The organism is Bradyrhizobium sp. ISRA442 (assembly GCF_038085055.1).
In the GTDB taxonomy this organism is placed as follows: Bacteria; Pseudomonadota; Alphaproteobacteria; order Rhizobiales; family Xanthobacteraceae; genus Bradyrhizobium.
In genome coordinates, this window is record NZ_JALGCN010000019.1 from 26,652 (window position 1) to 51,884 (window position 25,233).

Consider the following 25,233-nt stretch of genomic DNA (forward strand, 5'->3'; position numbering starts at 1 on the left):
CATGCAAAGGGACTATGACGTCGCCGTCGTCGGCGGCGGATTGCTCGGATCCGCCATCGCCTGGGGCCTCGGCCGGCTCGGCAAGGCGGTTGTCGTGCTCGACGAGGGCGACATCACCAAGCGCGCCTCGCGCGCCAATTTCGCGCTGGTCTGGGTCCAGAGCAAAGGGCTCGGCATGCCGGCCTATACGGTCTGGACCGTGCGTGCCTCGGAAGCCTGGAGTCGGCTTGCTTCGGAGCTGAAGCAGCAGACCGGGCTCGACGTGTGCCTGCAGCAGAATGGCGGCTTTCATCTAACGCTTGGCGAGGACGAGTTCGGCCAGCGCACCGAGCTCGTCAAGCGCATGCACAACCAGGCCGGCGCGGCCGACTACAAGATGGAGATGATGCCGGCGTCCGAGGTGAAGAAGGCGCTGCCGCTGATCGGCCCCGAGGTCTCCGGCGGCAGCTATTGCCCGCTTGACGGTCATGTCAATTCGCTGCGCACGTTTCGCGCTTTCCACTCCGGCTTCAAGGCGTTCGGCATCGACTACCTGCCGGAGCGTCCGGTCTCTGCGATCACCAAGAGCGGCGGCGAATTCCGCCTGACGACGCCACAGGGCGAGGTCCGTGCCGGCAAGGTCGTGCTGGCCGCCGGCAATGCCAACCAGACGCTGGCGCCGATGGTCGGCCTCTACGCCCCAATGGGCCCGACCCGCGGCCAGATCGTGGTGACCGAGCGGACGGCGCCGTTCCTGCCGCATCCGCTGACCACGATCCGCCAGACCGACGAGGGCACAGTGATGATCGGCGACAGCAAGGAGGACGAGCTCGACGAACGCGCGCTGAAGCATTCGATCAGCGCAGTGATGGCCGATCGCGCGCAGCGGATGTTTCCGCATCTGGCGCGGCTCAACGTGGTCCGGAGCTGGGCCGGCATCCGTGTCATGCCGCAGGATGGTTTTCCAATCTACGACCAGTCGGAGACGCATCCCGGCGCGTTCGTCGCCTGCTGCCATTCCGGCGTGACGCTCGCCTCCAACCACGCCTTCGAGGTTGCGCGCATGGTGGCGCAAGGCGCGCTCGAGCCGGAGCTGGTCGGCGCGTTCTCCGCCAGCCGCTTCGGCGGCGCGGGCGCGGCGAACAACAGCGGGTATTAGAGATTCCACTGAAGGAGCCAAGAGGCATCCCCATGTTCAAACGATCCGAACAGGACACGCGACCGCAAGTGCAGGTCTTCGTCGATGGCGTCGCCATCGCGGCGCGACAGGGCGACACCGTCTCCGCCGCGTTGCTGGCCTCGGGACGCGACGTGCGCCGCACGACCGCTGTGAGCGGCGCGCCGCGGCTGCCCTACTGCATGATGGGTGTGTGTTTCGACTGCCTCGTCACCATCGACGGCGTCGGCAACCGCCAGGGCTGCCTCGTGCCGGTTGTTGAGGGCATGCAGATCGAGATCCAGAAGGGCAAGCGGGAGATCGGAAAATGACCACGGCCCCCAAGCGCGAGAGCTATGACGTCGTGGTGATCGGAGCGGGACCCGCCGGTCTCGCCGCCGCTGCGACATCCGCCGAGGCCGGCCTGTCGACCCTGCTGCTCGACGAGAATATCGGCCCCGGCGGCCAGGTGTTTCGCGCCATCGCCTCGACGCCGGTGACCACCCGCGATCAGCTCGGCGCCGACTACTGGGTCGGCGCCGATCTCGTGCGGGCGCTGCGCGCGAGCAACGCGGAAGTTATCCAGCGCGCGACGGTCTGGAGCCTCGACCGCAATCTCGAGATTGGCGTCTCCATCGGCGGCGCCTCGGCCTTCCCTAGGGCGCGGCGGGTGATCCTCGCGACGGGCGCGCTGGAGCGGCCGTTCCCGATTGCCGGCTGGACGCTGCCGGGCGTGATGACCGCCGGTGCCGCGCAGACCATGCTGAAGTCGTCGGCGCTGGTGCCGGATGGCCGCACGGTGATCGCGGGGCAGGGGCCCCTGCTCTGGCTGCTCGCCGCGCAGATCCTGCGTCTCGGCGGCCGTGTCGATCGCATCCTCGACACCACCGAACGCGGCAATTACTTCGCGGCGCTGCCTCATGCGTTCGCCTTCCTGACCTCGCCGTACTTCGCAAAAGGCCTTTCGATGATGCGGGAGGTGCGGGCGAAGGTCCGGGTCGTCTCCGGCGTCACGGAGCTGGCCGCGGCCGGCGACGGGCAACTCGCGAACGTGAGCTATGTCGCCGGTGGCAAGCGCGAGACCATTCCCGCCGACCTGCTGCTGCTGCACCAGGGCGTCGTGCCCAATGTCAATCTCGCGATGGCGGCCGGCGTCGAGCATCGCTGGGACGAGCTGCAATTGTGCTGGTCGCCGGTGCTCGATCGGAGCGGCAACTCATCGATTGCGGGCATCGCGGTCGCCGGCGACGGCGCCGGCATCGGCGGCGCGACCGCGGCCGTGGTGCGCGGCCGCATCGCGGCGCGCGCCGCCGTGGACGCGCTGGCGCCGGCGGCCGCGGCGAAGCTCGCGCCGATGGCGGCGTTGCGCTCTGATCTCGCCAAAGCGGAGCGTGGCCGCGCCTTCCTCGACACGCTGTTCCGCCCGGCGCCGCAGTTCCGGATTCCGTCAGGAGACACCATCGTGTGTCGCTGCGAGGAGGTGACGGCAAAGGACATCCTCGACGCGGTCGCGATCGGCGCGACGGGGCCCAATCAGCTCAAGGCCTATCGCCGCACCGGCATGGGACCATGCCAGGGCCGGCTCTGCGGCCTCACCGTCACCGAACTGATGGCGCAGGCTCGGGCTAAGAGCCCGCAGGAGATCGGCTATTACCGCCTGCGCGCGCCGGTCAAACCGATCACGCTCGCCGAGCTCGCCGCCGTTCCGAAGAGCGAGGCCGACGTCAAGGCGGTGGTGCGCGGATGACCAAAAACGTGGATGCGATCGTCGTCGGCGGCGGCATCCACGGATGCTCGACCGCGCTGCATCTGTGCCTTGCCGGCATGAAGCCGGTGCTGATCGAGAAGGACTATGCGGGCCGGCACGCCTCGGGCGTCAACGCCGGCGGCGTCCGTCAGCTCGCGCGTCACATCCCCGAAATCCCGCTTTCGATCCGATCCATGGGAATCTGGGAGAAGATCGCCGAGCTCGTCGATGACGATTGCAGTTTCGAGAGCCATGGTCAGGTCCTGGTCGCGGAGAACGAGGACGAGCTTTCGACCTGCCGCGCGCGCGTTGCCGAGCTCAATGCACTCGGCTTCACCCATGAGGAGTTGATCGATGCGGCCGAGCTGCGGCGGCTGGTGCCTGCCGTGGCCGACACGTGCCCCGGCGGCGTGGTCTCGCGCCGCGACGGTGCGGCCAATCCGGCGCAGGCGACGACGGCGTTCCGGCGCAAGGCGGAGCAACTTGGCGCCATCGTGCGCGAGGGTGTAGCCGCGAGCAACATCCGGCACAGCGACGGCCTCTGGCGCGTCGATGCCGGCACTGAAAGCTATGCCGCGCCGGTGCTGGTCAATGCGGCCGGCGCCTGGGCCGGCCGGATTGCGGCGGCGCTCGGCGAACCCGTTCCGGTCGAGACCGTGGCGCCGATGCTGATGATCACCTCGCGCGTGCCGCACTTCATCGATCCGGTCGTGATCCTGCGCGGCCGCAAATTGTCCTTCAAGCAGTTCAAGAACGGCACCGTGCTGATCGGTGGCGGCCATCTGGCAACGCCCTATCAGGACCGTAACGAGACGGTGCTGGACTGGAAGAGCCTCGCCGTCAGCGCCCGCACCGTATTCGAGCTGTTTCCGGTGATGCGCAGCGCGACCATCATGCGCGCCTGGGCCGGCATCGAGGCGAAGATGAAGGACGATTTGCCCGTGTTCGGGCCGAGCGCGCGACACAAGGGCCTCTACCACCAGTTCGGCTTCTCGCTGCACGGCTTCCAGCTCGGCCCCGGCGCCGGCGCCGTCATGGCGGAGCTGATCGTGAACGGCGGCACCCAGACCCGCATCGGCGATCTCGGCATCGACCGCTTCCATCCTTCCCTGCTCTAAGAAGAGGATATCATGAGCATTACCCGCAGCATCCGCACGCCCATCATGCACCGCGCGGTCGAAGCAGGCGGCTTCGTCTTCGTCGGCGGCACGATCGCCGACGACACCTCGGTCTCGATGGGCGAGCAGACCCGCAACATCCTCGGCAAGATCGCCGGCTATCTGAAAGAGGCCGGCACCGACGCCTCGCGCGTCGTCAGCGCCTCGATCTTCGTCACCGATCTCTCCAAGAAGAAGGAGATGGATGCGGCCTGGACCGAGTTCTTCGGCGACAATCTGCCGGCGCGTGCCACCGTCGGCGTCGCCGATCTCGGCGGCGGCGCACTGATCGAGGTGGTCGTGACCGCGCTGAAGGGCTGATCAGGTCCGGCGCCCTCGCCTTGGAGGGCGCGGTGTCATTCTTCGCAACGACTACAAAAGCCCGACGCTCTGCCCCCAGCGCGTCGGGCGGAAAAACTTAGTATCAACCGGTGATCACAACGCGTCTGTTGTGACGCGCATCTCATCAATTTTCTACTCCGGGAAAATACCGCGTTGGAACTCCGTAGAGTTGTGTTCGCGGGGCCTGCGTCTCACCTGCCGCCGCCCGGCTCCAACGCCTCGCCCATCTCCAGCGGATGAGCCATGGTCTCGTGCAGCGCGTCGCGGTCGAGTTCGCCCTCGGAGAGGCTGATGACGACGCAGGCGACGCCATTGCCGATCAGGTTGGTCAGCGCGCGGCATTCGCTCATGAACTTGTCGATGCCGACCAGGATCGCGATCGACTGGATCGGGATGTCCGGCACGATCGAGAGCGTGGCGGTGAGCGTGATGAAGCCGGCGCCGGTCACGCCCGAGGCGCCCTTCGATGTGATCATGGCGATGCCGAGGATGCCGAGCTCCTGCCAGATCGTGAGATGGGTATTGGTGGCCTGCGCTAAGAACAGCGTCGCCAGCGTCATGTAGATGTTGGTGCCGTCGAGGTTGAAGCTGTAGCCGGTCGGAATGACGAGGCCGACCACCGAGCGCGAGGCGCCGAGATGTTCCATCTTCTGGATCATCTGCGGCAGCACCGTCTCCGACGACGAGGTGCCGAGCACGATCAGGAGCTCGTCCTTGATGTAGGCGATGAAGCGCACGATCGAGAAGCCGGCGAGCCGCGCGATCGCGCCGAGCACGATCAGCACGAACAGGATGCTGGTCAGGTAAAACGTGCCGATCAGGGCGGCGAGGTTGAGCAGCGAGCCGAGGCCGTAGGCGCCGACGGTGAACGCCATCGCGCCGAAGGCGCCGATCGGCGCCACGCGCACGATGATGCGGATGATGCCGAAGAACATCTTCGCGGCCTTGTCGATTGCCTCCGCGATCGGCTCGCCGGCCTTGCCAAGGAAGGCGATCGCGAAGCCGGAGAGAATCGAGATCAGGAGCACCTGCAACAGGTCACCGCGCGCGATCGCGCCGAGATAACTGTCGGGGATGATCGCCATCAGATGGGCAACGATGCCCTCTTCCTTGGCCTTCGTGACGTAGGTCGCAACCGATTTCGGATCGATCGTGGCCGGGTCGATGTTGAAGCCGTGTCCGGGCTGGAGCACCTCGCCGACGAGCAGGCCGACCGCCAGCGCGACGGTGGAGACGGTCTCGAAATAGATCAGCGCCTTCAGCCCGACCCGGCCGACGCGCTTGAGGTCACCCATCGAGGAGATGCCGTGCACCACGGTGCAGAAGATCACCGGCGCGATCATCATCTTGATCAGCGCGATGAAGCCGTCGCCGAGCGGCTTCAGCGCCTTGCCGAGATCGGGATAGAAGTAGCCGATCAGCACCCCGAGCACGATTGCGATCAGGACCTGAACGTAGAGGATGCGGTACCAGGGCTGGTGACGGCGATGGACGGCTGGCTGGATTGCAACTTGTGTCATCATGTGTGCCCGGAACGCATCGATCGTGCATGATCGATATCATGTGATGACCGCCGCTGAAGCGACAATCACATTTTTGTCGGTTCGCGCGAAGGTTGATCGTTGCACTGCACTTGAGTCGCACTTGGGGGAAACATGTCGACTACAACGGGCTCGGAAGAGCAGGCGCAAGGCTATTTTCCACGTTGGAGACTGAAGACCTCCGGCGTGATCATGCCCGAGGAGCGTTTGCCTTGGGGCCAGACGATCGTCTCCGGTCTCCAGCATTGCGTCGCAATGTCGGGTTCAACGATCATCGCGCCGTTGCTGATGGGGTTCGACCCCAATGTTGCGGTCCTGTTCTCCGGCATCGGCACGCTGATCTTCTTCGTCATCGTCGCAGGGCGCGTGCCGAGCTATCTCGGCTCGAGCTTCGCGTTCATCGCCGTCGTCATCGCCGCCACCGGCTATGCCGGGCAAGGGCCGAACCCGAACCTGTCCGTTGCGCTCGGCGGCATCGTCGGAGCCGGGGTGCTGTACGGCCTGATCGCGCTGATCGTGATGTGGTCTGGGGTTGGCTGGGTCGAGCGGCTGCTACCGCCGGCTGTCACCGGCGCCGTGGTCGCTGCGATCGGCCTCAACCTCGCGCCGGTCGCGGTGAAGGCAGTGAGCGCCAGCGCGTTCGACACCTGGATCGGGCTTGCGACCGTGCTGATGATCGGCGTGGTTGCCGTTGCCGCTCCGGGCCTGTGGCGCCGCCTGCCGATCATCCTCGGCGCGATCGGCGGATATCTCTTGTACTTGCTGTTCGCGAACGGCCTCGGCTTCGGCAAGCCGATCGACTTCACACAGCTCTCGGCCGCGCCGTGGCTCGGCCTGCCGAACTTCACGGCCCCGAGCTTCCATGCCGATGCGATTGTCCTGATCGCACCGGTCGCGATCATCCTCGTCGCCGAGAACCTCGGTCACATCAAGGCCATCGGCGCGATGACGGGTCGGAGCCTCGACGATTTCCTCGGCCGCGCGCTGCTCGGCGACAGCCTCGCCACGATTGTGTCCGCCTGCGGCGGCGGCACCGGCGTCACCACCTACGCCGAGAACATCGGCGTCATGGCGGCTACGAAGGTCTATTCGACGCTGCTGTTTGCCTTTGCGGCCACGGTGTCGATCCTGCTCGGCTTCTCGCCGAAATTCGGCGCGCTCATTCTCTCGATTCCGGGACCCGTGATCGGTGGCCTCTCGATCGTGCTGTTCGGATTGATCGCCGCGATGGCGGGCCGGATCTGGGTCGAGAACAAGGTCGACTTCGCAAATCCCGCCAATCTGATCACCGTTGCCGTCGCGCTGACGGCCGGCGCCGGCGATCTCACGCTCAAATTCGGCGCATTTGCGATGGGCGGCATCGGCACCGCGACCTTCGGTGCCATCATCCTTTATCAGATCCTCTCCTCGCCGCTGGCGCGGCGCGCGGAATGAATCCCAGGGATGCGCTGCGGGGATGGAACAAAATTCCCGTTCCGTCGATGATGAGGAGTCCCGGAGAAAACTCATGCCACAAACCGATCGTTCACCCCAACTTCCCTCGCGCCTTGTCGGTCAATATGCGCTGGTGACCGGCGCCTCCCAGGGCATCGGTCGCGCGGTCGCCATCCGCCTCGCCCAGGAAGGCGCGACCGTCGCCATCAACTATTTCGATCATGCCGGCAGGGCCGAGGAGACGCTCGCGGCCGCACGGACGGCGTCGAGCGATCGTGGCCATGGCAAGCTCGATCACTTCATCGTCAAGGCCGACGTCGGCAATGAACAGGACATCGCCGCGATGTTCGAGACGATTTTGGCACGGTGGAAGCGCCTTGATTGCCTCGTCAACAATGCCGGATTCCAGCGGGAATCGCCGAGCGATGCGCTCGATGTCGAAACCTATCGCCGCATCATCGACGTCAACCTGAACGGCGCCGTGCTCTGCGCGCAGAAGGCGCTCGCGCATTTCGTCGGGCGCGGCGGAGGCGGCACCATCATCAATTGCTCAAGCGTCCACCAGATCATCCCCAAGCCCGGCTATCTCGCCTATTCGATCAGCAAGGGCGGCATGGCCAATCTGACGCGCACGCTGGCGCTGGAATTCGCCGCGCGCGGCATCCGCGTCAACGCGGTCGGGCCCGGCGCGATCGACACGCCGATCAACGCCGCCTGGACCGGCGATCCCGAAAAGCGCGGCGTCGTCGCCAGCCACATCCCGCTCGGGCGCGTGGGGACGCCGGAAGAGATCGCCGCCGTGTTCGCCTTCCTCGCCTCGGATGAGGCGAGCTATATCACCGGGCAGACCATCTACGCCTGCGGAGGTCTGACACTGTTTCCCGAATTTCGCGAGAACTGGGCGAGCTAGGCATGTACTCAATTGCGCCGGACTACATGAACCCCGGATTGCGCGGAAGATAGCTGTTCCAATTTCCGAATTGTCGGCTCGACATCAGCAGCATCGGGAACGTGATGCGCATCCCGTGGTCTATCGCCGCCTTGAGGGCTGGCTCGCTCGCACCCGGCAAGAAAGCCGAAATCGTTTGAGCGTTGCTCCGCGCCGCGAATGATAACGCCGCAGCAAATGCGCCGCCCATTGCGCCGGGACAGCCGACTGCAAGCGGGCCAATGTGCCCGTCGGAAATATAGACATACCCCACGCACCCGCTGCCAGCGTGGATGATGAACCCGCTCGTCGCGCTGTCGCCCAGCAGATATCGATGATGTTTCTCTCTGGAGACGCCGAGAGCGCTGACATCGATGCGTGCCAGTTCATCGAACCTGGCCGTCTTGGCCGTGAGAGGTTCAAGGTGGAACCGCGGCTCAGCCAGCCGCAACGCGAGGCGATCACGAGGCACGCTGACCATGTAGATCGGACAGCGCGGGAATAGTCCATGGCTGATGTAGAGGCCCTGCGACACGTTGTTGAATGCAAACGTGATCAGCGCTTTGATGGATGCTCCACGCATTTGTGCGTGAGCGAATGCCTTGCCTAAGAGCTGATTGCCGATGCCATCGCTCTGGCGATCGGGCGATACGAAAAGCTGCGCCAGGAACCAGAGTTCACCGCAAACCCAACTCCACGCGAAGCCGATGATTTCTCCGTCATCATCAGCGGCCCACAGCCCTTCGGCGTCGTCCCTCAGCGAGAACGCTTGGAAATTCGGGGGATGAGAAGATGCCATCTGTCCGAAGCCCCGTCGCTCGGTGAGTTCATTGATGCTCGCGACGACGATTTGGTCGGCTCGCTCCAGGTCCTCCATGCGGGCAAGTCGGCACACGACAGGCATCTTCAAATTCTCCAAAGCCCTCCCTTGATGATCAGGCCAGCGGCCGGATGTTCTGGTTCATGCGGAAGACGTTCTTCGGATCGAACTTGGCCTTGATCCGCTGCAGACGTCGGTAGTTGGGTCCATATGCGGCAGCGATGGAATCGGCCGTCTCGTCATCGTCGAGATAGTTGACGTAGCGGCCGGCGGCGAAGAAGGGCTGCATCCTTTGATAGGTTTCACGTGCCCAGGCAATGCAGCGGCTCGTCTCGCTCGCCTGCATCCATTGCGCGAGTATCAAGAAATTGTAGCCCTGTTGCCGATGCGGAAAGGCCGTATCAATTGCGGCGACACGGGTCGCGGCGCCGTGGATGTGCTCAAGAAGGAGCTGCCCCATAGGGGTCGGGCACCGCGCGAAGCATTCGATCATGGTCGCAATCGCAGCATCACTTAACTCCGTAAGGAAGTTCGACTTCCAATAGTTGAGGGCCCCTTTGGGGTAGTTGGCGTCGAGCATGCTGTTGAGCTGGCAGTACGGCATCGGCCCGACAGCGTCCAGGATTGGAGCACCGAATTGCTTCAGCGGCCGCATCGCCTGTTCGGCGTCGGCGACTGGGCCGCAATGGCAGGTAACCAGAGCGACAACGTCGGTGCCGGACCCGTCGGGCGCATGTGTCAGCGTCGCGAACAGAGTGTGCTCGTCCGGTAGCGACCGCGTGCTGGCCCGGTAGAATTCGAGCACCTCGCGCGAGCGTTCGATAGGGTGCACGATCGGGCCGCCAGTGACCGTTGGCCCTATTGGATGAAGGTCGTATTCCAGACTGGTGGCGATCCCGAAGTTTCCGCCGCCGCCGCGGACGGCCCAGAACAGGTCGGGCTCCTCTTGCTTGCTGGCGCGCAAAACCTTGCCGTCGGCGGTGACGAGTTCGACAGCTCGTAAATTATCCAGTGCCAGGCCGTACTTGCCCATCACCCAGCCCAGCCCTCCACCAAGGGTGAGCCCGGCGATCCCTGTGGTGGAGACCACGCCGCCCGTGACCGCGAGGCCGTGAAGTTGGGTCTCGCGGTTGAGCTCACCCCAGGTGGTCCCGCCCTGCGCCCGCACCGTTCGTCCGACAACATCGACGTGGACTGCCCTCATGGGTGACAGGTCAATCATGACCCCGCCGTCGGTGGTTGCGCGTCCCGCCACATTATGACCGCCGCCACGGACCGCAACCTCGAGGCCGAGCTTTGTCGTAAGATCGAGCGCATCCATGACGTCGGCTGCACTGCGGCATCTGGCAATCAATGCTGGCCGCTTGTCGACCAGCCCGTTGTGGACCTTTCTCGCCTCCTCATAGCCCTCGTCTCCAGGCTTGAGGAGTTGTCCTCCGAAGGAGGCACCAAGGTCGGCGGCAGCGTTGGCGACGGATGCGATGGGCGACATGACACACTCCCCGTTCAACTCGCCACAGCTTCGATCGGAGGCTGTCTCGGAGCAAACTTGAAGAATTCAGGTGAAGATGAATTGATTTCATCTACACTGGCCACATGCACAAGCTGCCGCCCCTGATCGAGCTCCGCGCTTTTGAAGCTGCCGCCCGCCACTTAAGCTTTAACAAGGCTGCGGCAGAACTCGGCGTGACGCCAACGGCGATCAGCCACCAGATCGGGCTGCTCGAACAGTATTGTGGCCGCGCTCTGTTCCGCCGCCGACCGCGGCCTCTTTCGCTGACCGATGCAGGAGCACGGCTCTTCCCCGCGATTCGCGATGGGATTGAGTTGTTTGCCGCGGCAATCGCCGCCATCAAGCGCGATGGCGAGCAAGAGCCTCTTCGCGTAACGACAACGAACGCGTTTGCCAGCCGCTGGCTCGTGCCCCGCCTGCCCGCCTGGCGGAAGTTGCACCCCGATGTGCCGCTGGAGGTCATCGGCACGGACAGCGTGCTCGATCTGCGCGCTGGGGACGGCGATGTCGCCATTCGTTATGCGACCAGCCGACTGGTGCCGTCAGACGGGATCGCCGATGATCTCTTCAGTGATACATTCTGGCCCGTCTGCAATCCGCGCTTGCTCGAAACGGGACGCTTGAAAAGACCTGCCGACCTCGCAAAGCACGTTCTGATCCACTCCTATTGGTCGCCAGCCGATCGTGAGCCGCCTACATGGCAGAGATGGCTTGCCGCGGCTCAGCGGAGGTGGCGCGAAGTGCCCCAATTCAAGGACATGCAGCACTTGAGCTTCCGTGAGGAATTGCACGCGATCGAAGCGGTGATCGCCGGGCAGGGAATCGGAATTTTCAGCGATGTGCTGGTGGCGCGCGAACTCGCCGCCGGCGCGCTCGTGAAGGCGTTCAAGCTGAGTTTGCCTGGCTACAGTTTCCATGTGATCCGCAGGGCGGGCCATCCGCGCGCGAAGGCCATCCGCGCATTCTCGGAGTGGTTGCGGTCAGCGACTTGATCCGCATTTCTCGTATATTCCCGGCTCGGACCGTTGCGGATGCTCAGCGGCCCGCAGCACATCTGGCAAAACCGTTCAGTGCAGACTACATCTGCGCCCATGGCAAAACGTCCGCTCGAAGAGTTTGTTGACCGGCACGAACGTCTGTTCGTGCTGACCGGGGCCGGCTGCAGCACCAATTCGGGCATCCCCGACTATCGCGACAGCCACGGCAACTGGAAGCGGACCCAGCCGGTCAACTACCAGGCCTTCATGACCGAGGAGCGCACGCGCCAGCGCTACTGGGCACGCAGCCTGATCGGATGGCGGCGGTTCGGCCAGGCCCGTCCGAACGATGCGCACCTTGCGCTGGCCCGGCTCGAAGCGAACGGGCGGTGCGAGATGCTCCTGACCCAGAACGTCGACCGCTTGCACCAATCCGCGGGTCACCGGCAGGTGATCGATCTGCACGGTCGGCTCGATCTGGTCCGCTGCATGGGCTGCGGCCGGAAGACGCCGCGCAACGAGTTTCAGGATGCGCTTGGTCGCGCCAATGCCGAATGGCTGATGCCCGACGCCGCAGACGCGCCGGACGGCGACGCCGATCTCGATCACGCGGACTTTGCATTATTCGTCGTGCCGCCTTGCGAATCCTGCGGCGGCATCCTCAAGCCCGACGTGGTGTTCTTCGGCGAGAATGTCCCGCGCGACGTTGTTGCCACCGCGCAGGAGCATCTGGAGCAGGCCGACGCCATGCTGGTCGTCGGCTCCTCGCTGATGGTCTATTCCGGCTTCCGCTTCGTGCAGATGGCGGCGCGGCGCCAGATCCCGATCGCCGCGGTCAACCTCGGACGCACCCGCGCCGACGATCTGCTCGCGCTCAAGGTCGAGGAGCGCTGCGAAGCAGCGCTTGCATTCCTGCTCTGAACGCGCGCGACGCGAACACGCCTTGCCTATCGCATAGGTGCCAAGCAGAATAGCCGGGCGCAGCGTTGCCGTGGCCGTCGCTGGCATGGAAATTGCTGCGCTTTGGACCCCAGTCTTGACGATCAGCACGGAGAATTTTGGAATGCTTGAGGGAGCCGAGGTGCGGCTTGCCGTCGATATCGGAGGCACGTTCACCGACATCGTGCTGGACGTGGGGCAGGATCGCAAGACGCGCAAGGTGCTGACGACGCCGGCGCGGCCCGAACAGGCCGTGCTGGACGGGATGCGTCTCATTCTCGCCGATGCGTGCGTGCATATTAGCGATATCGACGTCTTCATTCACGGCACCACGCTCGCCACCAACGCCATCATCGAGCGGCGCGGCGCCAAGACGGCGCTGATCGCGACCGAAGGATTTCGCGACGTGCTCGATATCGGCACCGAGAGCCGCTACGATCAATACGACCTCTCGATCGACAAGCCGAAGGCGCTCGCGCCGCGCAGCCTTCGTTTCACCGTGCCAGAGCGTGTCGACGCGCATGGTGCCGTCCGCCTGCCGCTCGATGAAGCCGCAGTCCGCGCGCTCGTGCCGAAATTGCGCGCGCAGAATGTCGAGAGCATCGCGATCGCCTTCCTGCACTCCTACGCCAATCCCGAGCATGAGCGGCGCGCCGCCGCTATTATCGGGGAGGAGATGCCCGGCGTCTCCGTAACGATGTCGTCGGCAGTATGTCCCGAGATCCGTGAGTATGAGCGCACCTCGACCGCCGTTGCCAACGCCTATGTGCAGCCTTTGATCGATGGCTATCTCGCGCGCATGGCTGATGCCTTGCAAGTCGAGCAGTTCCGCGGTGCCATCTATCTCGTGACCTCGGGCGGCGGCGTCACCTCGATCGAGACGGCGCGGCGTTTTCCGGTACGCCTCGTCGAGTCCGGGCCGGCCGGCGGCGCCATCTTCGCGGCGCAGATCGCGGCGCGTCTCGGCGAAAGCAAGGTGCTGTCCTTCGACATGGGCGGCACCACGGCAAAGATCTGCCTGATCGAGGAGTATCAGCCCGAGACCTCGCGCGTGTTCGAGGTCGATCGCGCCGCGCGCTTCCTCAAAGGCTCGGGCCTGCCGGTGCGCATCCCCGTGATCGAGATGGTGGAGATCGGCGCCGGCGGCGGCTCGATCGCCCATGTCGACGCCATGAAGCGCGTCACCGTCGGGCCCGAGAGCGCCTCGTCGGAGCCGGGGCCCGCCTGCTACGGCCGCGGGGGACAGCGTCCCGCCGTGACCGATGCCGACGTTGCGCTCGGCATGATCGATCCCGACGCCTTTGCGGCCGGCACGATCAAGCTCAGCCCCGAGCTGTCGAAGGAGGCGCTGCTGCGTGACGTCGGCGAGCCACTGGGCCTGTCGGCGGAAACCGCGGCCTATGCCGTGCACGAAGTCGTCTGCGAGAACATGGCGAGTGCGGCGCGTGTGCATGCGGTCGAGCGCGGCGTCGTGGTCGGCCAGCACACGTTGATCGCGTTCGGCGGCGCTGCGCCGCTGCATGCGGCGCGCGTCGCCGAGAAGATCGGCGTCTCCCGGGTGATCGTGCCCTCCAACGCCGGCGTCGGTTCGGCCGTCGGATTCCTGGCGGCGCCCATCGCCTATGAGCTCGTGCGCAGCCGTCACGTTCGGCTCGATGATTTCGATACGGACGTGGTGTCGGATCTGCTCCAGGAAATGGCGACCGAGGCGCGGGCCCTGGTCGAGCCCGGAGCCGCTGGCGCCACGGTGCACGAACGCCGCGCCGCCTTCATGCGCTATGTCGGCCAGGGTCACGAGATCGCGGTCGAGTTGCCGAACCGGCGGCTGACGGCGGCCGATCTCGCCGGCCTGCGCCAGAAGTTCGAGACCGATTATGCGGCGATGTTCGAGCGGGCGATCCCGGGCGCTGCGATCGAGGTCTTGAGCTGGTCGGTGCTTGCCACCACCGAGCCGCGCAATCCGCCGGTGGTCGCTGCGGTGGCGCGCAGGCCCGCCGGCAAGGCGTCCGGCAGCCGAAAGTTCTTCGACGGCCGGGCCGGGGAGGTCATCGAGATTCCGCTCTATCGTCGCGAGGACATGGCGCCGGGTGCGACCGTCGCGGGCCCCGCCGTGATCGCTGAGGATGAGACCTCGACCTTCGTGTCGACCAGTTTTGATGCCCATATCGATGGTGCCGGCAGCATCGTCATGGAACGAAAGGCGGCGTGATCATGAGCAACGCAAACGGCGCGAGCCTGATCGATCTCCAGATCATGTGGCACCGGCTGATCGCCGTGGTCGAGGAGCAGGCGCAGGTGCTGCTCCGCACTGCGTTCAGCCCGATCGTGCGCGAATGCGGCGACCTCTCGGCCGGCGTGTTCGATCTCAAGGGGCGGATGCTGGCGCAGGCGGTGACGGGCACGCCCGGCCACGTCAATTCGATGGCGGAATCGGTCAAGCACTTCATCGCGCATTTCCCGCTTCAGACGATGAAGGAGGGCGACGCCTACATCACCAACGATCCCTGGATGGGCACCGGTCATCTCAACGACTTCGTCGTCACCACGCCCTGCTTCAAGGACGGCAAGGTCGTCGCGCTTTTCTCCTGCACCAGTCATCTGATGGACATCGGCGGCATCGGCTTCGGCCCCGACGCCACCGACGTGTTCATGGAGGGGCTCTACATCCCCATGCTGAAGCTGATCGACCAGGGCGTCGTCAACGAGACGCTGATGGCGATGATCCGCACCAACACGCGGCTGCCGATCGACACCGAGGGCGACACCTATTCGCTCGCCGGCTGCAACGACGTCGGCTGCGAGCGCCTGGTCGAGATGATGGAGGAGTTCGGCATCGATACGCTCGATGCGCTCGGCGACTACATCTGCGACCGCTCGCGCGAGGCCGTGCTCGCCGAGATCGCAAAACTCCCGAAGGGAAGCTGGCGCAACAGCATGGTCGTCGACGGCTATGATGCGCCGGTGACGCTGGCCGCGACGCTGACGATCTCGGATACGGGCATTCACGTCGATTTCGACGGCACCTCGGCCGCCTCGAAGTTCGGCATCAACGTGCCGTTGTCCTATACGACCGCCTACACGGTGTTCGGCCTCGGCTGCGTCGTTGCCTCGCAGATCCCGAACAATGCCGGCTCGCTGTCGCCGCTCACGGTGTCGGCGCCGGCGGGTGCGATCCTCAATGCGCCAAAGCCCGCGCCGGTCGCCTCGCGCCACGTGATCGGCCAGATGCTGCCCGACGTGGTGTTCGGCTGCCTGCGCCAGATCATCCCCGAGCGCGTGCCGGCGGAAGGCACCTCGTGCCTGTGGAATCTCAACGTGCGAGGACAGACGCGCTCCGGCGCCGGCGGCAACTACGGGTTCTCGATGGCGGTGACCAGCAATGGCGGCACCGGTGCTCGCTTCGGCAAGGACGGGCTGTCGGCCACGGCCTATCCCAGCGGCGTGCGTGGTACGCCGGTGGAGATCGCGGAGACGCAGACGCCGCTGATCTTCTGGCGCAAGGAGCTGCGTCCCGATTCCGGCGGGGCAGGGCGCACCCGTGGCGGCCTCGGCCAGATCATCGAAGTCGGCAGCGGCGTCGATGCGCCGTTCGATATCCTCGCAGCCTTCGACCGCATCGATCATCCGCCGCGCGGCCGTGACGGCGGAGGCAACGGCGAGGCCGGCTATGTCGGCCTGAAGTCCGGACGAAAGCTGCGCGGCAAGGGCTTTCAGCAGGTCCCGCCCGACGACCGCCTCGTGGTGCTGACACCCGGCGGCGCCGGGATCGGCGATCCCAGGAAGCGCGATCGGGCGGCCATCAACGACGATGTCGAGAGCGGCCTCGTGTCTGCCGACAATGCGGCTGCGGTTTATGGGTACGCGCGGTGACGCGCTGAAGCTTAGTGCGCGATAGCGAACGGAGGGGCCAATGATCACGCGACGAACGTTCACCGCGGGCGCAGCGACGCTGCTCGCCACAAGTCACATCTCGACGCGCGCGCGGGCGGCGACGGTGAGCTGGGACATGTCGACGGTCTGGCCGGATGGCAACTTCCACACCCAGAACGCGATGGCCTTCGCCGGGGAGGTCAAGAAGCAGACCGGCGGTGCGGTGAACATCACCGTGAAGGCGGGCGGTCAGCTCGGCTTCAAGGGGCCCGAACATCTGCGCGCGGTGCGCGACGGTCTGGTGCCGCTCGCCGACGTGCTCAACATCCAGCAGGTGGGCGATGAGCCCTTCATGGGCGTCGAGAGCATTCCCTTCCTCTGCGGCTCGATGGACGAATTGAAGGTGCTGCACAAATATGTGCGGCCCGAATACGAGAAGGTCGCCGCGCGCAACAACCAGAAGATTCTCTACATCGTGCCGTGGCCGACGCAGTATCTGCACCTCAAGGTGAAGGTCGCCGACGTCGACGGCCTGAAGAACATCAAGATCCGCGTGCCCGACAAGAACGCCGTCGACATGCTGGCCGTGGTCGGCATGGCGCCGGTGATGATTCCCTGGGGCGAGACTATCCCCGCGCTCGCCTCCGGCGCGGTCGCCGGCGTCTCCACCTCGGCGGTGTCGGGCGTCGACGGCAAGTTCTGGGAGTTCCTGAAATACATCTACCCGACCAATCATGTCTGGTCGTCGCAGATGCTCACCGTCAACCTCGATTCCTGGAAAACGCTCAGCAGCGATCAACAGCAACTCGTCGCCGGCATTGCCGCGAAGATGGAGCCGGACTTCTGGGCGAACTCGCTCAAGGCCGATGTCGACAGTCTCAACCGTCTCAAGGAGGGCGGCATGGAGGTGGTGCCGGTCTCGGATGCGATGATGGCGGAGATCCGCCGCAAGACCGCGCCGCAGCTCGACGCCTTCCTCAAGCGCGTGCCTGCGGCCGATAAGCCGGTGCGGGCCTATCTCGCCGAAATGAAGCGCTGAGGACCGGGCCATGGTCAGCGTATCGCCCGCGGCTCCGCAAAGTCTCAACGCGGCGGCGCCGGCGCCGCTGCGGATGCTGCTCGACGGCATCGATCGCCTCGGCCGGCTTGACGGCTGGATCGGCGGCGGCTGTCTGCTGACGTTGACCTTCCTCATGTTGTGCGAGGTCGCGACGCGCTTCCTCTCGAACTTCCTGCCGTTCTTCCCGCCGACGATCTCGATCGCCTGGGAGTACTCCTCTTATCTGATGGCGGCGTCCTTCACCTTCGGCGCCGCGATGACGCTGCGCGTCGGCGGTCACATTCGCGTCGTCCTGCTGCTCAAGAACGTGCCGGCGCCGGTGCAGCGTGCGATCGAAATTCTCTCCGCCGCCGCCGGCTTCGCCTTCATGGCGTTCCTGACCTCCGCCATGGCGAGGTTCGCCTGGGGTGCCTTCGTGCGCGGCCAGGTCTCGACCTCGAGCGATACCCCGCTGTGGTTTCCACAGGCGATCGTCACCTTCGGCATGCTGCTGCTCACGCTTCAGTTCCTGGCGCGCGCGATCCAGGCCGCGCTGGGGCTTCCGCTGGAGGATCACCGCATGAAGGCCTCGCCCGTCGAATGAGCACGCCGTGAACGTTCCCTCGCCCGCCATCGGACACCGGATCTCATGACCATCGAAGTCGTCGCCTTGTTCGTGATCCTGTTCGCGCTCCTGGCGGGCGGGGTGTGGATCGGCCTGACGCTCGCGCTGACCGCGACGCTGTTGCTCGCGATGTTCCGCTCGATCCCGCTCGACAAGCTGCTGCCGCAATACGCCTGGAACATCCTGACCACGCAGGAGCTGCTGGCGCTGCCGCTGTTCATCCTGATGGGTGAGCTGCTGTTCCGCACCCGCTTGTCGCGCTCGCTGTTCCAGGGGCTCGCGCCCTGGGCGGGACTTCTTCCGGGCCGCCTTCTGCATGTGAACGTGATCGGCTGCACCATCTTTGCCGCCATATCGGGCTCGTCGGCCGCGACGACGCAGGTGATCGGCCGCATGTCGCTCAACGAGCTCTTGCGCCGCGGCTATTCGCGCGACATCGCGATCGGCTCGCTCGCCGGCGCCGGCACGCTCGGCTTCCTGATCCCGCCGTCCAACATCATGATCATCTACGGCGTGCTCGGCGACGTTTCGATCCTGAAACTCTTCACGGCCGGCGTGCTGCCCGGCCTGCTGCTGGCCGGCACTTTCATGGCCTGGGTGATGCTACACTCGACGCTCAACGGCACGATGGTGCCGGAGACGGAGGCAAAGCTCTCGCAGGTGCCCTGGAGCGAGCGCTTCGCCGCACTGAAGGACCTGGCTCCGGCGCTGTTCCTGATCGCCTGCGTGCTCGGCTCGATGTATGGCGGGCTTGCGACGCCGTCGGAAGCCGCCGCCGTCGGGGTCCTCGGGGCCGCGCTCGTCGCCTGGGCGCAAGGGTCGATGTCGCAGCAGGTGATGCGCGACGTGCTGATCGGCTCCGTCGTCACCTGCTCGATGATCGCCCTGATCGTGCTCGGCGCCTCGATCCTTGGCAACGCCGCGGCGTTCCTCGGCATCCCGCAGGCCGTGGCCGCCTTCGTGAAGGGTCTTGGCCTGTCTCCCTTCATGCTGATCGTCGTGCTGATCGTCTTCTATCTGATCCTCGGCTGCTTCCTCGATGGCTTCTCGATGATCGTGATGACGCTGCCGATCGTATTGCCGATCGTGAAGGGGGCCGGCTTCGACGAGGTCTGGTTCGGGATCTTCCTGGTGCTCGCCGTCGAGATGGCGCAGATCACCCCGCCCGTCGGATTCAACCTGTTCGTGATCCAGGGCCTGACCGAAGACGGCCTCGGCTACATCGCGCGCGTCACGCTGCCCTATCTCCTCATTATGGTGGGCTTCGTGCTGCTGCTGACGTTGTGGCCGGGCATCGTCACGGTGCTGCCGAAAGTGCTTTACGGGTAACTCGCTTCGGCCTGAGATTTGCAGGTTAAACGAAACGGTCAGTGCCACTGCCGTTTCAAAAAATTCGCCCGCGCGCGTCAAATTCATACCATGCGCGCATTCCGTCTTTGCACTCCTTACGATCCGGCGTAGTCTTCAACGGCGAGCAGAAGTGCAACAGCAACCACTCCAGTGAACGTAGCTTCTTTGGCGATAGGCGCCGAGAGAGAGGGATATCTGTTGGCAGATCATGTCCGATGGAGAGCAATCGACGCGTACTGAACTGCAAACGCCCCTCGCAGCGGCGCTCATCACGCAATCAATAAACACGAAAGCGGGAGGAAGTGCATATGAGGAAGCAGTGGCTTAACTCGGGTTTACCTGTTCTTGTCGGTGCGACGCTTGCGGCGTCGGCGGCGTTGGCTCAAACCGTGGATACGGCCCGGATCGAGGCCGGCGGTCAGAACGATTGGCTCACCTATCACGGTTCATACAAATCCTATCACTACAGCCCGCTCGCGCAGATCAATGCAAACAACGTCGGCAATCTGGGCGTAGCCTGGATCCACATTCCCGGACGATCGACGCGCGGCCTGCAGTCAATGCCGCTCGTCGCCGATGGCGTGCTCTATTACTCGGGTTCTTACAGCCGGGTCTTTGCCCTGAACGGCGCGACGGGCGAGGTGATCTGGTCGTACTTTCCGGAGCTGGATGAGGCGCTGATCAGCCGACAGACCCACTCGCCCTACAACCGCGGCGTAGCTATCGGTGAAGGCAAGGTCTTCGTCGGTACGATGGATGGCCGTCTCATCGGGCTGGATGCGAAGACGGGGAAAGTCCTCTGGGACACCAAGCTGATCGATTCGCAGAAGCTCACGGTCGGCTTCACCGGCGCGCCGCTTTACGCGAAGGGGAGCGTGATTATCGGCGCGCAAGGTGGTGAATGGCCGGGCCGTGGCCCGATCTTCGCCGTGGATGCCGCCACCGGCAAGAAGAAGTGGGAGTTCCTGACTGTCGCTGGCACCGACGAGGCCATGAAGACTTGGGGTAGCGATTCCTGGCGCACCGGCGGTGGTGGCGGCTGGATGCCGGGCACCTACGATTCAGAGACCAACACCATCCTGTGGGGCACCGCAAACCCGGCGCCGCTCTACGATTGGTCAGGCGCTGACTACAAGACGCAAGGTGCGCGTCCCGGCGACAATCTCTATACGAGTTCGGTGATCGGTCTCGATATCGATACCGGCAAGCTGAAATTCTACCATCAGGAACTGCCGCACGATGCCTGGGACTTCGACAGCGCCGTCGGCGAGTTCGTGATGCTCGAGCGCGACGGCCAGAAGCTCGTAGTTCATCCGAACAAGAGCGGCTACATCTTCGTCTATGACCGCAATCTCGGTTTGAAGAACGTCTGGCGGATCACCCAGAACAGCAATTTTGTGAAGAACATCGACCCCAAGACCGGCGAACTGGTTGGCCGGCGTGACTTTACGGCCGGAAAGGTAAATGAGCCGCTGTGTCCGCACATCTCCGGCGGCGTCAGCTTCAATTCCGGCTCCTACAACCCGAAGACGGGGCTCTACTACAAGCTCGGCCAGGAATGGTGCATGACCCTCGAGGTCATGAAGACGACGCCGGTAGTCGCCCCGCAAGCACAGCTCAACATTGGGGCCGATTTCAAGATTGCGCCTCCTCCGGGCGGGGAGATTTATGGGCACCTCGACGCGCGCGACCCGGTGACCGGCGCCAAGAAGTGGGAAGTCCGCTTCCCCGAACCGCCGCTCGCGAGCGTCCTGTCGACCGCTGGCAATCTCGTGTTCGTGCCTGACTCCCGCGGCATCCTTCATGCCTACGATGCCGAATCCGGGACCGAGCTGTGGAATCACTCTGACGGCACCGGCCATCAGGGCGGAATCATCAGCTACTCCGCAGGCGGCAAGCAGTACATCGCGGTGACCGCGGGCTTTGGCGGCATGGCGTCGGACGATTACGCGCCGACCTTCGGCGGCGTCTACAAGAGCATGCCTCGCGACGATGGCGCGCTGATCGTCTACAGCTTGAAATAGGTCGTTCGGATGACCTGTCGGGGAGCGGGGACACTCCCGCTCCCCACGCATTTCAGTGGCTGATGAGGCTTTGCGAAAACGGAGCGGTATCCCGTGAAATCGAATTTGGGGACAATGACGTTACTGCCGGCGGCACTGGCCGTCTTGCTGGCATGTCCCGTGCCGGTCCATGCGCAGTCCGCCACTCCTGCGCCGGACAAGGAGACGTTCGACGTCGGGCAGTTGTTTGCAACCACCTGTGGCTGGTGTCATTCCGATGGGGGGCGCGCGGCCGGCAAGGGGCCGCAGCTCATGAATAACTCCCACGACGATGATTATCTTCGCAGCCGCATCAAGAACGGTAAGCCAGGTGCGATGCCCGCATTCGGCGAAACCTTCAGCGACGCGCAGATCGACCAGATCATCACATACATCCGGCAACTCAAGCCGCGCGAGGGCTGAACCGCCGAAACCCGATCCATCCAAATGAGGACGCGGAATGAAGGCAATTGTCCCGCTCATCGTCGGTGCCGCCATCGGGTTATCGGGACCGGCGCAGGCGCGAACCCTGGACGCGATCCGCTCGAGCGGCGAGATCGGGCTATGCGCGCATCCCAACTCGCTTCCCTTTGCGCGCAAGGCCGGCGATCCGCCCGGCTTTCAGGTCGAGTTGGGACGGGCGCTGGCACGCGAACTCGGCGTGTCGCTGAGACTCGACTGGACCATCACGCAGTACCAAATGCGTAGCGCCGGCTGTGACATTGTTCTGGACGTCATTGCCGATCGCGAAGCGCAAGGCGAAACCCGCTTGAGGATCTCCAAGCCCTATTATCGGACGGGCGTCGCGCTTGCGGTACCGTCATCCAGCACGCTCACCTCGTTCAAGAGCCTCAACGAGGCTACCAAGGTGGGAGTGCAGGTCGGATCTGTCGCAGCCATGATCATCGGTCAGCGGCGCGTGCCCACATCGACCTTCGGCTTCGAGAGCGACAGCCTCGACGCCGTGTCGAACCATGAGATCGATGCCGCCGCGGTCACCCCCACAGCGGCGAGCTATTTCAATCTGATGCATCCGGACAAGCCCCTGCGGATTCTCGATCGCGACGAGAGCGTGGCCGATCTCAACTGGAATGTCGCCGTCGGCATGGTCCGCCCGGATGATGCGTTGCGCGAAGCCATCGACGGAGCGCTGGAACGGCTGCGGAACGAAGGCGCGATCGATCGGATATACGGTCGCTATGGGATCGTGCTGCAAGCGCCGAGGAGCTGAATTGCTCAAGAGAACGACGCCGTCCGGGCCGATCCGGCACGACGTCGCTGATATGCGAAATATCAGATTTGGCTTTGGCCTTAAGCCGCCGCCTTCTTCCGCGCCTGCTCGGCCTTGTACAACTCGAACTCTTCCGCAATCGCCTTCGCGATCGAGGGACGCTGGCGCAGGCGCTCGTAATAGGCCTTCACGTTCGGCCATTTCGCGAGCTCGATCGGTGGTGTCGCCATGGTCCAGTTGATGACCGTGACGAGATAGGCGTCGGCGACGCTGAAATGATCGAGCAGGAAGTCGCGGCCCTTCAGGTAGTTGTCGAGATAGTCGAGCCGCGACAGGTTCTTCTCCAGCACGTAGGCCTTGGCCTCTTGCGGCGCCTTGCGGTCGAGCACGGGCACGAACAGGCCCTCGTGCAGCTCGGTGCCGATGAAACAGAGCCATTGATGCAGCCGCGTGCGATCGATGCCGGGTCCCGTGCCGATGCCGGATTGCGGAAAGCGGTCGGCGACATATTGCAGGATCGCCGCGTTCTCGGTCAGCACCACGCCCTCGTCGGTGCGCAGCGTGGGAACGAGGCCGATCGGATTCACGGCGCGAAAGTCGGAGTCGTCGTTCAGCACCTTCTTGGTCGGCGGATCGACTTCGAGATAGTTCGCCTCGGCGCCGGCTTCATACAGCGCGACGCGGGTCGCCATCGAACAGGCGAGGGGCGAGAAATAAAGGTCCATCTGTAGCCTCCTTGGGCAATTCCTTGGGATGTCGCTCAACCTGGCCAGATTGATTTTTGTACTGTCTTGCATAATATAAGTCGGGTCAAGGATTATTTTGCGAAATGGTACAAAAATCGAAAGAGCCGATGGCGGCACCCGGACAGCCCAAGCGCCGCGGCCGGCCGCGCGCCTATGAGCCCGACGTGGCGCTCGGGAAGGCGCTCGACCTGTTCCGCAAGCAGGGCTTTGCGGCGACCTCACTCGACGATCTCAGCCAAGCGACCGGGATGAACCGGCCGAGTCTCTATGGTGCCTTCGGCGACAAGCGCGAGCTCTACATCAAGAGCTATCAGCGCTACCGCGAGGACGCGCGCGCTTCGATGGTGGCGATCTTTCGCGAGGAGATGCCGCTGCGCCAGCGGCTGGAGCGCATCTTCGCCTCGGCACTGAACATCTATCTTTCCGGCGACACCGGCCCGCGCGGCTGCTTCACCGTGGTGACCGCAGCCTCGGAAGCCGTCGGCGATCCCGAGATTCGCGCCATGGTGCTCGACGGGCTCACCGAGCTCGACAAGGCCTTTGCCAATTGTTTCCGGAGGGCGAAGGAGAAGGGCGAGTTGCCCGAGACGGCGGATCCGGCCGCGCTGGCGCAGCTCGCCTCCGCCACCGTCCACTCGATCGCCATCCGCTCCCGCGCCCGCGTGCCGCGCAAGGAGCTGGAAGCGATCGTGGCGGGCGCGATCGACGTGATGGTGGGGGCTGGCGCCAAAACTTGAGCCGTCATCCCGGCCTGCGCCGGGACGACGCCCGACTATGCGGCGCGATCGGTTTTCTTTCAGCCAGGCCCTAATACCCCCGGCCGCGATCCACCACATTCTCCAGCACGCCGCCGGCCTCGAACCGTGCGATCTGCTCGGCGACGTAGGCGGAGATCGCCTCCGCATCGGTGTCGGCCGCATTGTGCGGGGTCAGCACCAGCTTCGGATGGGTCCAGAAGCGGCTGTCTTGCGGCAGCGGCTCCTGCACGAACACGTCGAGCGAGGCGGCGCCAAGCGTGCCGTCGTCGAGGCAGGCCAGAATGTCGGCCTCGTTCTGCAGGCCGCCGCGGCCGGCATTGATCAGCACGGGCGCTCCGAGCGGACTGTTGCGGTTGAGCTTGGCAAAGACGTCGCGGTTGAGGATGCCGTGGGTCTCCGGCGTCAGCGGCAACAGGCAGACGAGGATGTCGGTCGCGCGCAGGAATGCGTCGATCTGCGCGGTGCCGTGGAAGCACTCGACCCCCTCGACGGCCCGCGGATTGCGGCTCCAGCCTGCGACGCGAAAGCCGAGCCGCCGCAACACCACGGCGGCATCCGCGCCCAGCGTGCCCAATCCCATGATGCCGACTGTGATAGCGCTCGCCGGCCACTGATATTTCGGCTCCCAGCGCTTCTCGCGCTGTGATTGCCGCAAGTAGAGCTCCTGGCGATGATGCATCAGCACGTGCAGCACGGCATATTCTGTCATGCGATTGGTCAAATCGGGCACGGCGACGCGGACCAGCGGCACGTCGGGCAGGCTGCGATCGGCCATCACCGCATCGACGCCGGCACCCAGATTGAAGATTGCGCGCAGGTTCGGAAACGCGGCCAGCTCGCCCGGTGCAGGCTTCCACACCGCGGCATAGTGGACCTCGGACGGATCGAGCCCCGCGTCGGGCAGCAGCGCGACGCGGCGGCCGCCGCAGACCGCCTCGAACCGGGTCTTCCAGCGCGCCGGCAGCCAGTTCTGCGACCTGCTGTTGATCAGGACGGCCAGTGTGCCTTTGCTCATTCCAGGTGTCTCATCGGGTTCCGC

23 protein-coding genes are annotated in these 25,233 nt (G+C 64.7%); 18 read left to right on the forward strand and 5 right to left on the reverse strand.

From position 1 onward, the window contains the following. Window position 1 precedes the first annotated feature (1 nt). From MTR72_RS30080 to MTR72_RS30100, 5 genes are read left to right on the forward strand one after another with little or no spacing between them, the layout of a single operon-like run. Entirely contained in the window at window positions 2–1,138 is a 1,137-nt protein-coding gene (locus tag MTR72_RS30080; RefSeq protein WP_280966733.1) for an NAD(P)/FAD-dependent oxidoreductase, read from the forward strand. Window positions 1,139–1,170: 32 nt separating this feature from the next. Then, entirely contained in the window at window positions 1,171–1,467 is a 297-nt protein-coding gene (locus MTR72_RS30085) for a (2Fe-2S)-binding protein (protein ID WP_280966732.1), read from the forward strand. Beyond that, window positions 1,464–2,882: an FAD/NAD(P)-dependent oxidoreductase gene (locus tag MTR72_RS30090; protein WP_280966731.1), complete on the forward strand. Its 1,419-nt coding sequence runs from the start codon at window positions 1,464–1,466 to the stop codon at window positions 2,880–2,882. Before MTR72_RS30085 ends, MTR72_RS30090 begins: the two co-directional genes overlap by 4 nt. Beyond that, complete coding sequence (locus MTR72_RS30095; protein WP_280966730.1) at window positions 2,879–4,000, forward strand: NAD(P)/FAD-dependent oxidoreductase; 1,122 nt, start codon at window positions 2,879–2,881, stop codon at window positions 3,998–4,000. The genes MTR72_RS30090 and MTR72_RS30095 overlap by 4 nt, the downstream gene beginning before the upstream one ends. A 12-nt stretch (window positions 4,001–4,012) precedes the next feature. Beyond that, window positions 4,013–4,360 (forward strand): RidA family protein, encoded by a 348-nt coding sequence (locus MTR72_RS30100; protein ID WP_280966729.1) that lies wholly within the window; start codon window positions 4,013–4,015, stop codon window positions 4,358–4,360. A 212-nt stretch (window positions 4,361–4,572) separates the two neighbouring features. On the opposite strand, the gene MTR72_RS30105 is transcribed toward MTR72_RS30100, so the two are convergent. Further along, on the reverse strand, window positions 4,573–5,901 hold the full coding sequence (locus MTR72_RS30105) for a dicarboxylate/amino acid:cation symporter (RefSeq protein ID WP_280966728.1): 1,329 nt from the start codon (window positions 5,899–5,901) through the stop codon (window positions 4,573–4,575). Between the two features lie 135 nt (window positions 5,902–6,036). Between MTR72_RS30105 and MTR72_RS30110 the strand changes: the two genes are divergently transcribed. Continuing rightward, window positions 6,037–7,356 (forward strand): solute carrier family 23 protein, encoded by a 1,320-nt coding sequence (locus MTR72_RS30110; protein ID WP_280966727.1) that lies wholly within the window; start codon window positions 6,037–6,039, stop codon window positions 7,354–7,356. Window positions 7,357–7,429: 73 nt separating this feature from the next. Next, window positions 7,430–8,266: an SDR family oxidoreductase gene (locus MTR72_RS30115; RefSeq protein ID WP_280966726.1), complete on the forward strand. Its 837-nt coding sequence runs from the start codon at window positions 7,430–7,432 to the stop codon at window positions 8,264–8,266. A 22-nt stretch (window positions 8,267–8,288) separates the two neighbouring features. Here the strand turns inward: MTR72_RS30115 and MTR72_RS30120 are convergent, their stop codons facing one another. After that, window positions 8,289–9,188 (reverse strand): GNAT family N-acetyltransferase, encoded by a 900-nt coding sequence (locus MTR72_RS30120; protein ID WP_280966725.1) that lies wholly within the window; start codon window positions 9,186–9,188, stop codon window positions 8,289–8,291. A gap of 31 nt (window positions 9,189–9,219) precedes the next feature. Then, complete coding sequence (locus MTR72_RS30125; protein ID WP_280966724.1) at window positions 9,220–10,596, reverse strand: FAD-binding oxidoreductase; 1,377 nt, start codon at window positions 10,594–10,596, stop codon at window positions 9,220–9,222. A 104-nt stretch (window positions 10,597–10,700) separates the two neighbouring features. Here MTR72_RS30125 and MTR72_RS30130 point away from each other — a divergent pair, with 104 nt between their 5' ends. The 10 genes from MTR72_RS30130 to MTR72_RS30175 all read left to right on the forward strand — a co-directional run bounded on the left by MTR72_RS30130 (window position 10,701) and on the right by MTR72_RS30175 (window position 22,690). Continuing rightward, window positions 10,701–11,609, forward strand: coding sequence for a LysR substrate-binding domain-containing protein (locus MTR72_RS30130; protein ID WP_280966723.1), 909 nt, complete (start codon window positions 10,701–10,703; stop codon window positions 11,607–11,609). Between the two features lie 99 nt (window positions 11,610–11,708). After that, window positions 11,709–12,515: an NAD-dependent protein deacetylase gene (locus MTR72_RS30135; RefSeq protein ID WP_280966722.1), complete on the forward strand. Its 807-nt coding sequence runs from the start codon at window positions 11,709–11,711 to the stop codon at window positions 12,513–12,515. Between the two features lie 142 nt (window positions 12,516–12,657). Further along, window positions 12,658–14,742, forward strand: a complete 2,085-nt coding sequence (locus MTR72_RS30140) for a hydantoinase/oxoprolinase family protein (RefSeq protein WP_280966721.1) — start codon at window positions 12,658–12,660, stop codon at window positions 14,740–14,742. A gap of 2 nt (window positions 14,743–14,744) precedes the next feature. Next, window positions 14,745–16,403: a hydantoinase B/oxoprolinase family protein gene (locus MTR72_RS30145; protein ID WP_280966720.1), complete on the forward strand. Its 1,659-nt coding sequence runs from the start codon at window positions 14,745–14,747 to the stop codon at window positions 16,401–16,403. 40 nt (window positions 16,404–16,443) lie between these two features. Beyond that, window positions 16,444–17,442, forward strand: coding sequence for a TRAP transporter substrate-binding protein (locus MTR72_RS30150; RefSeq protein ID WP_280966719.1), 999 nt, complete (start codon window positions 16,444–16,446; stop codon window positions 17,440–17,442). A gap of 10 nt (window positions 17,443–17,452) precedes the next feature. Further along, window positions 17,453–18,046: a TRAP transporter small permease subunit gene (locus tag MTR72_RS30155; protein ID WP_280966718.1), complete on the forward strand. Its 594-nt coding sequence runs from the start codon at window positions 17,453–17,455 to the stop codon at window positions 18,044–18,046. Between the two features lie 45 nt (window positions 18,047–18,091). Continuing rightward, window positions 18,092–19,396 carry a TRAP transporter large permease gene (locus tag MTR72_RS30160; RefSeq protein ID WP_280966717.1) on the forward strand — a complete coding sequence of 435 codons (1,305 nt, stop codon included), beginning with the start codon at window positions 18,092–18,094 and terminating at the stop codon, window positions 19,394–19,396. 329 nt (window positions 19,397–19,725) lie between these two features. Then, on the forward strand, window positions 19,726–21,441 hold the full coding sequence (locus MTR72_RS30165; protein WP_280966716.1) for a pyrroloquinoline quinone-dependent dehydrogenase: 1,716 nt from the start codon (window positions 19,726–19,728) through the stop codon (window positions 21,439–21,441). A gap of 93 nt (window positions 21,442–21,534) precedes the next feature. Then, entirely contained in the window at window positions 21,535–21,882 is a 348-nt protein-coding gene (locus MTR72_RS30170; RefSeq protein WP_280966715.1) for a c-type cytochrome, read from the forward strand. Between the two features lie 37 nt (window positions 21,883–21,919). Beyond that, complete coding sequence (locus tag MTR72_RS30175; RefSeq protein ID WP_280966714.1) at window positions 21,920–22,690, forward strand: substrate-binding periplasmic protein; 771 nt, start codon at window positions 21,920–21,922, stop codon at window positions 22,688–22,690. 80 nt (window positions 22,691–22,770) lie between these two features. On the opposite strand, the gene MTR72_RS30180 is transcribed toward MTR72_RS30175, so the two are convergent. Continuing rightward, window positions 22,771–23,415 (reverse strand): glutathione binding-like protein, encoded by a 645-nt coding sequence (locus MTR72_RS30180; protein ID WP_341511652.1) that lies wholly within the window; start codon window positions 23,413–23,415, stop codon window positions 22,771–22,773. Between the two features lie 104 nt (window positions 23,416–23,519). On the opposite strand from MTR72_RS30180, the gene MTR72_RS30185 reads away from it, so the two are divergent. After that, window positions 23,520–24,173, forward strand: a complete 654-nt coding sequence (locus tag MTR72_RS30185) for a TetR/AcrR family transcriptional regulator (RefSeq protein WP_280966712.1) — start codon at window positions 23,520–23,522, stop codon at window positions 24,171–24,173. 70 nt (window positions 24,174–24,243) lie between these two features. Here MTR72_RS30185 and MTR72_RS30190 read toward each other — a convergent pair whose 3' ends face one another. After that, entirely contained in the window at window positions 24,244–25,209 is a 966-nt protein-coding gene (locus MTR72_RS30190; protein ID WP_280966711.1) for a 2-hydroxyacid dehydrogenase, read from the reverse strand. Between the last annotated feature and the right edge of the window lie 24 nt (window positions 25,210–25,233).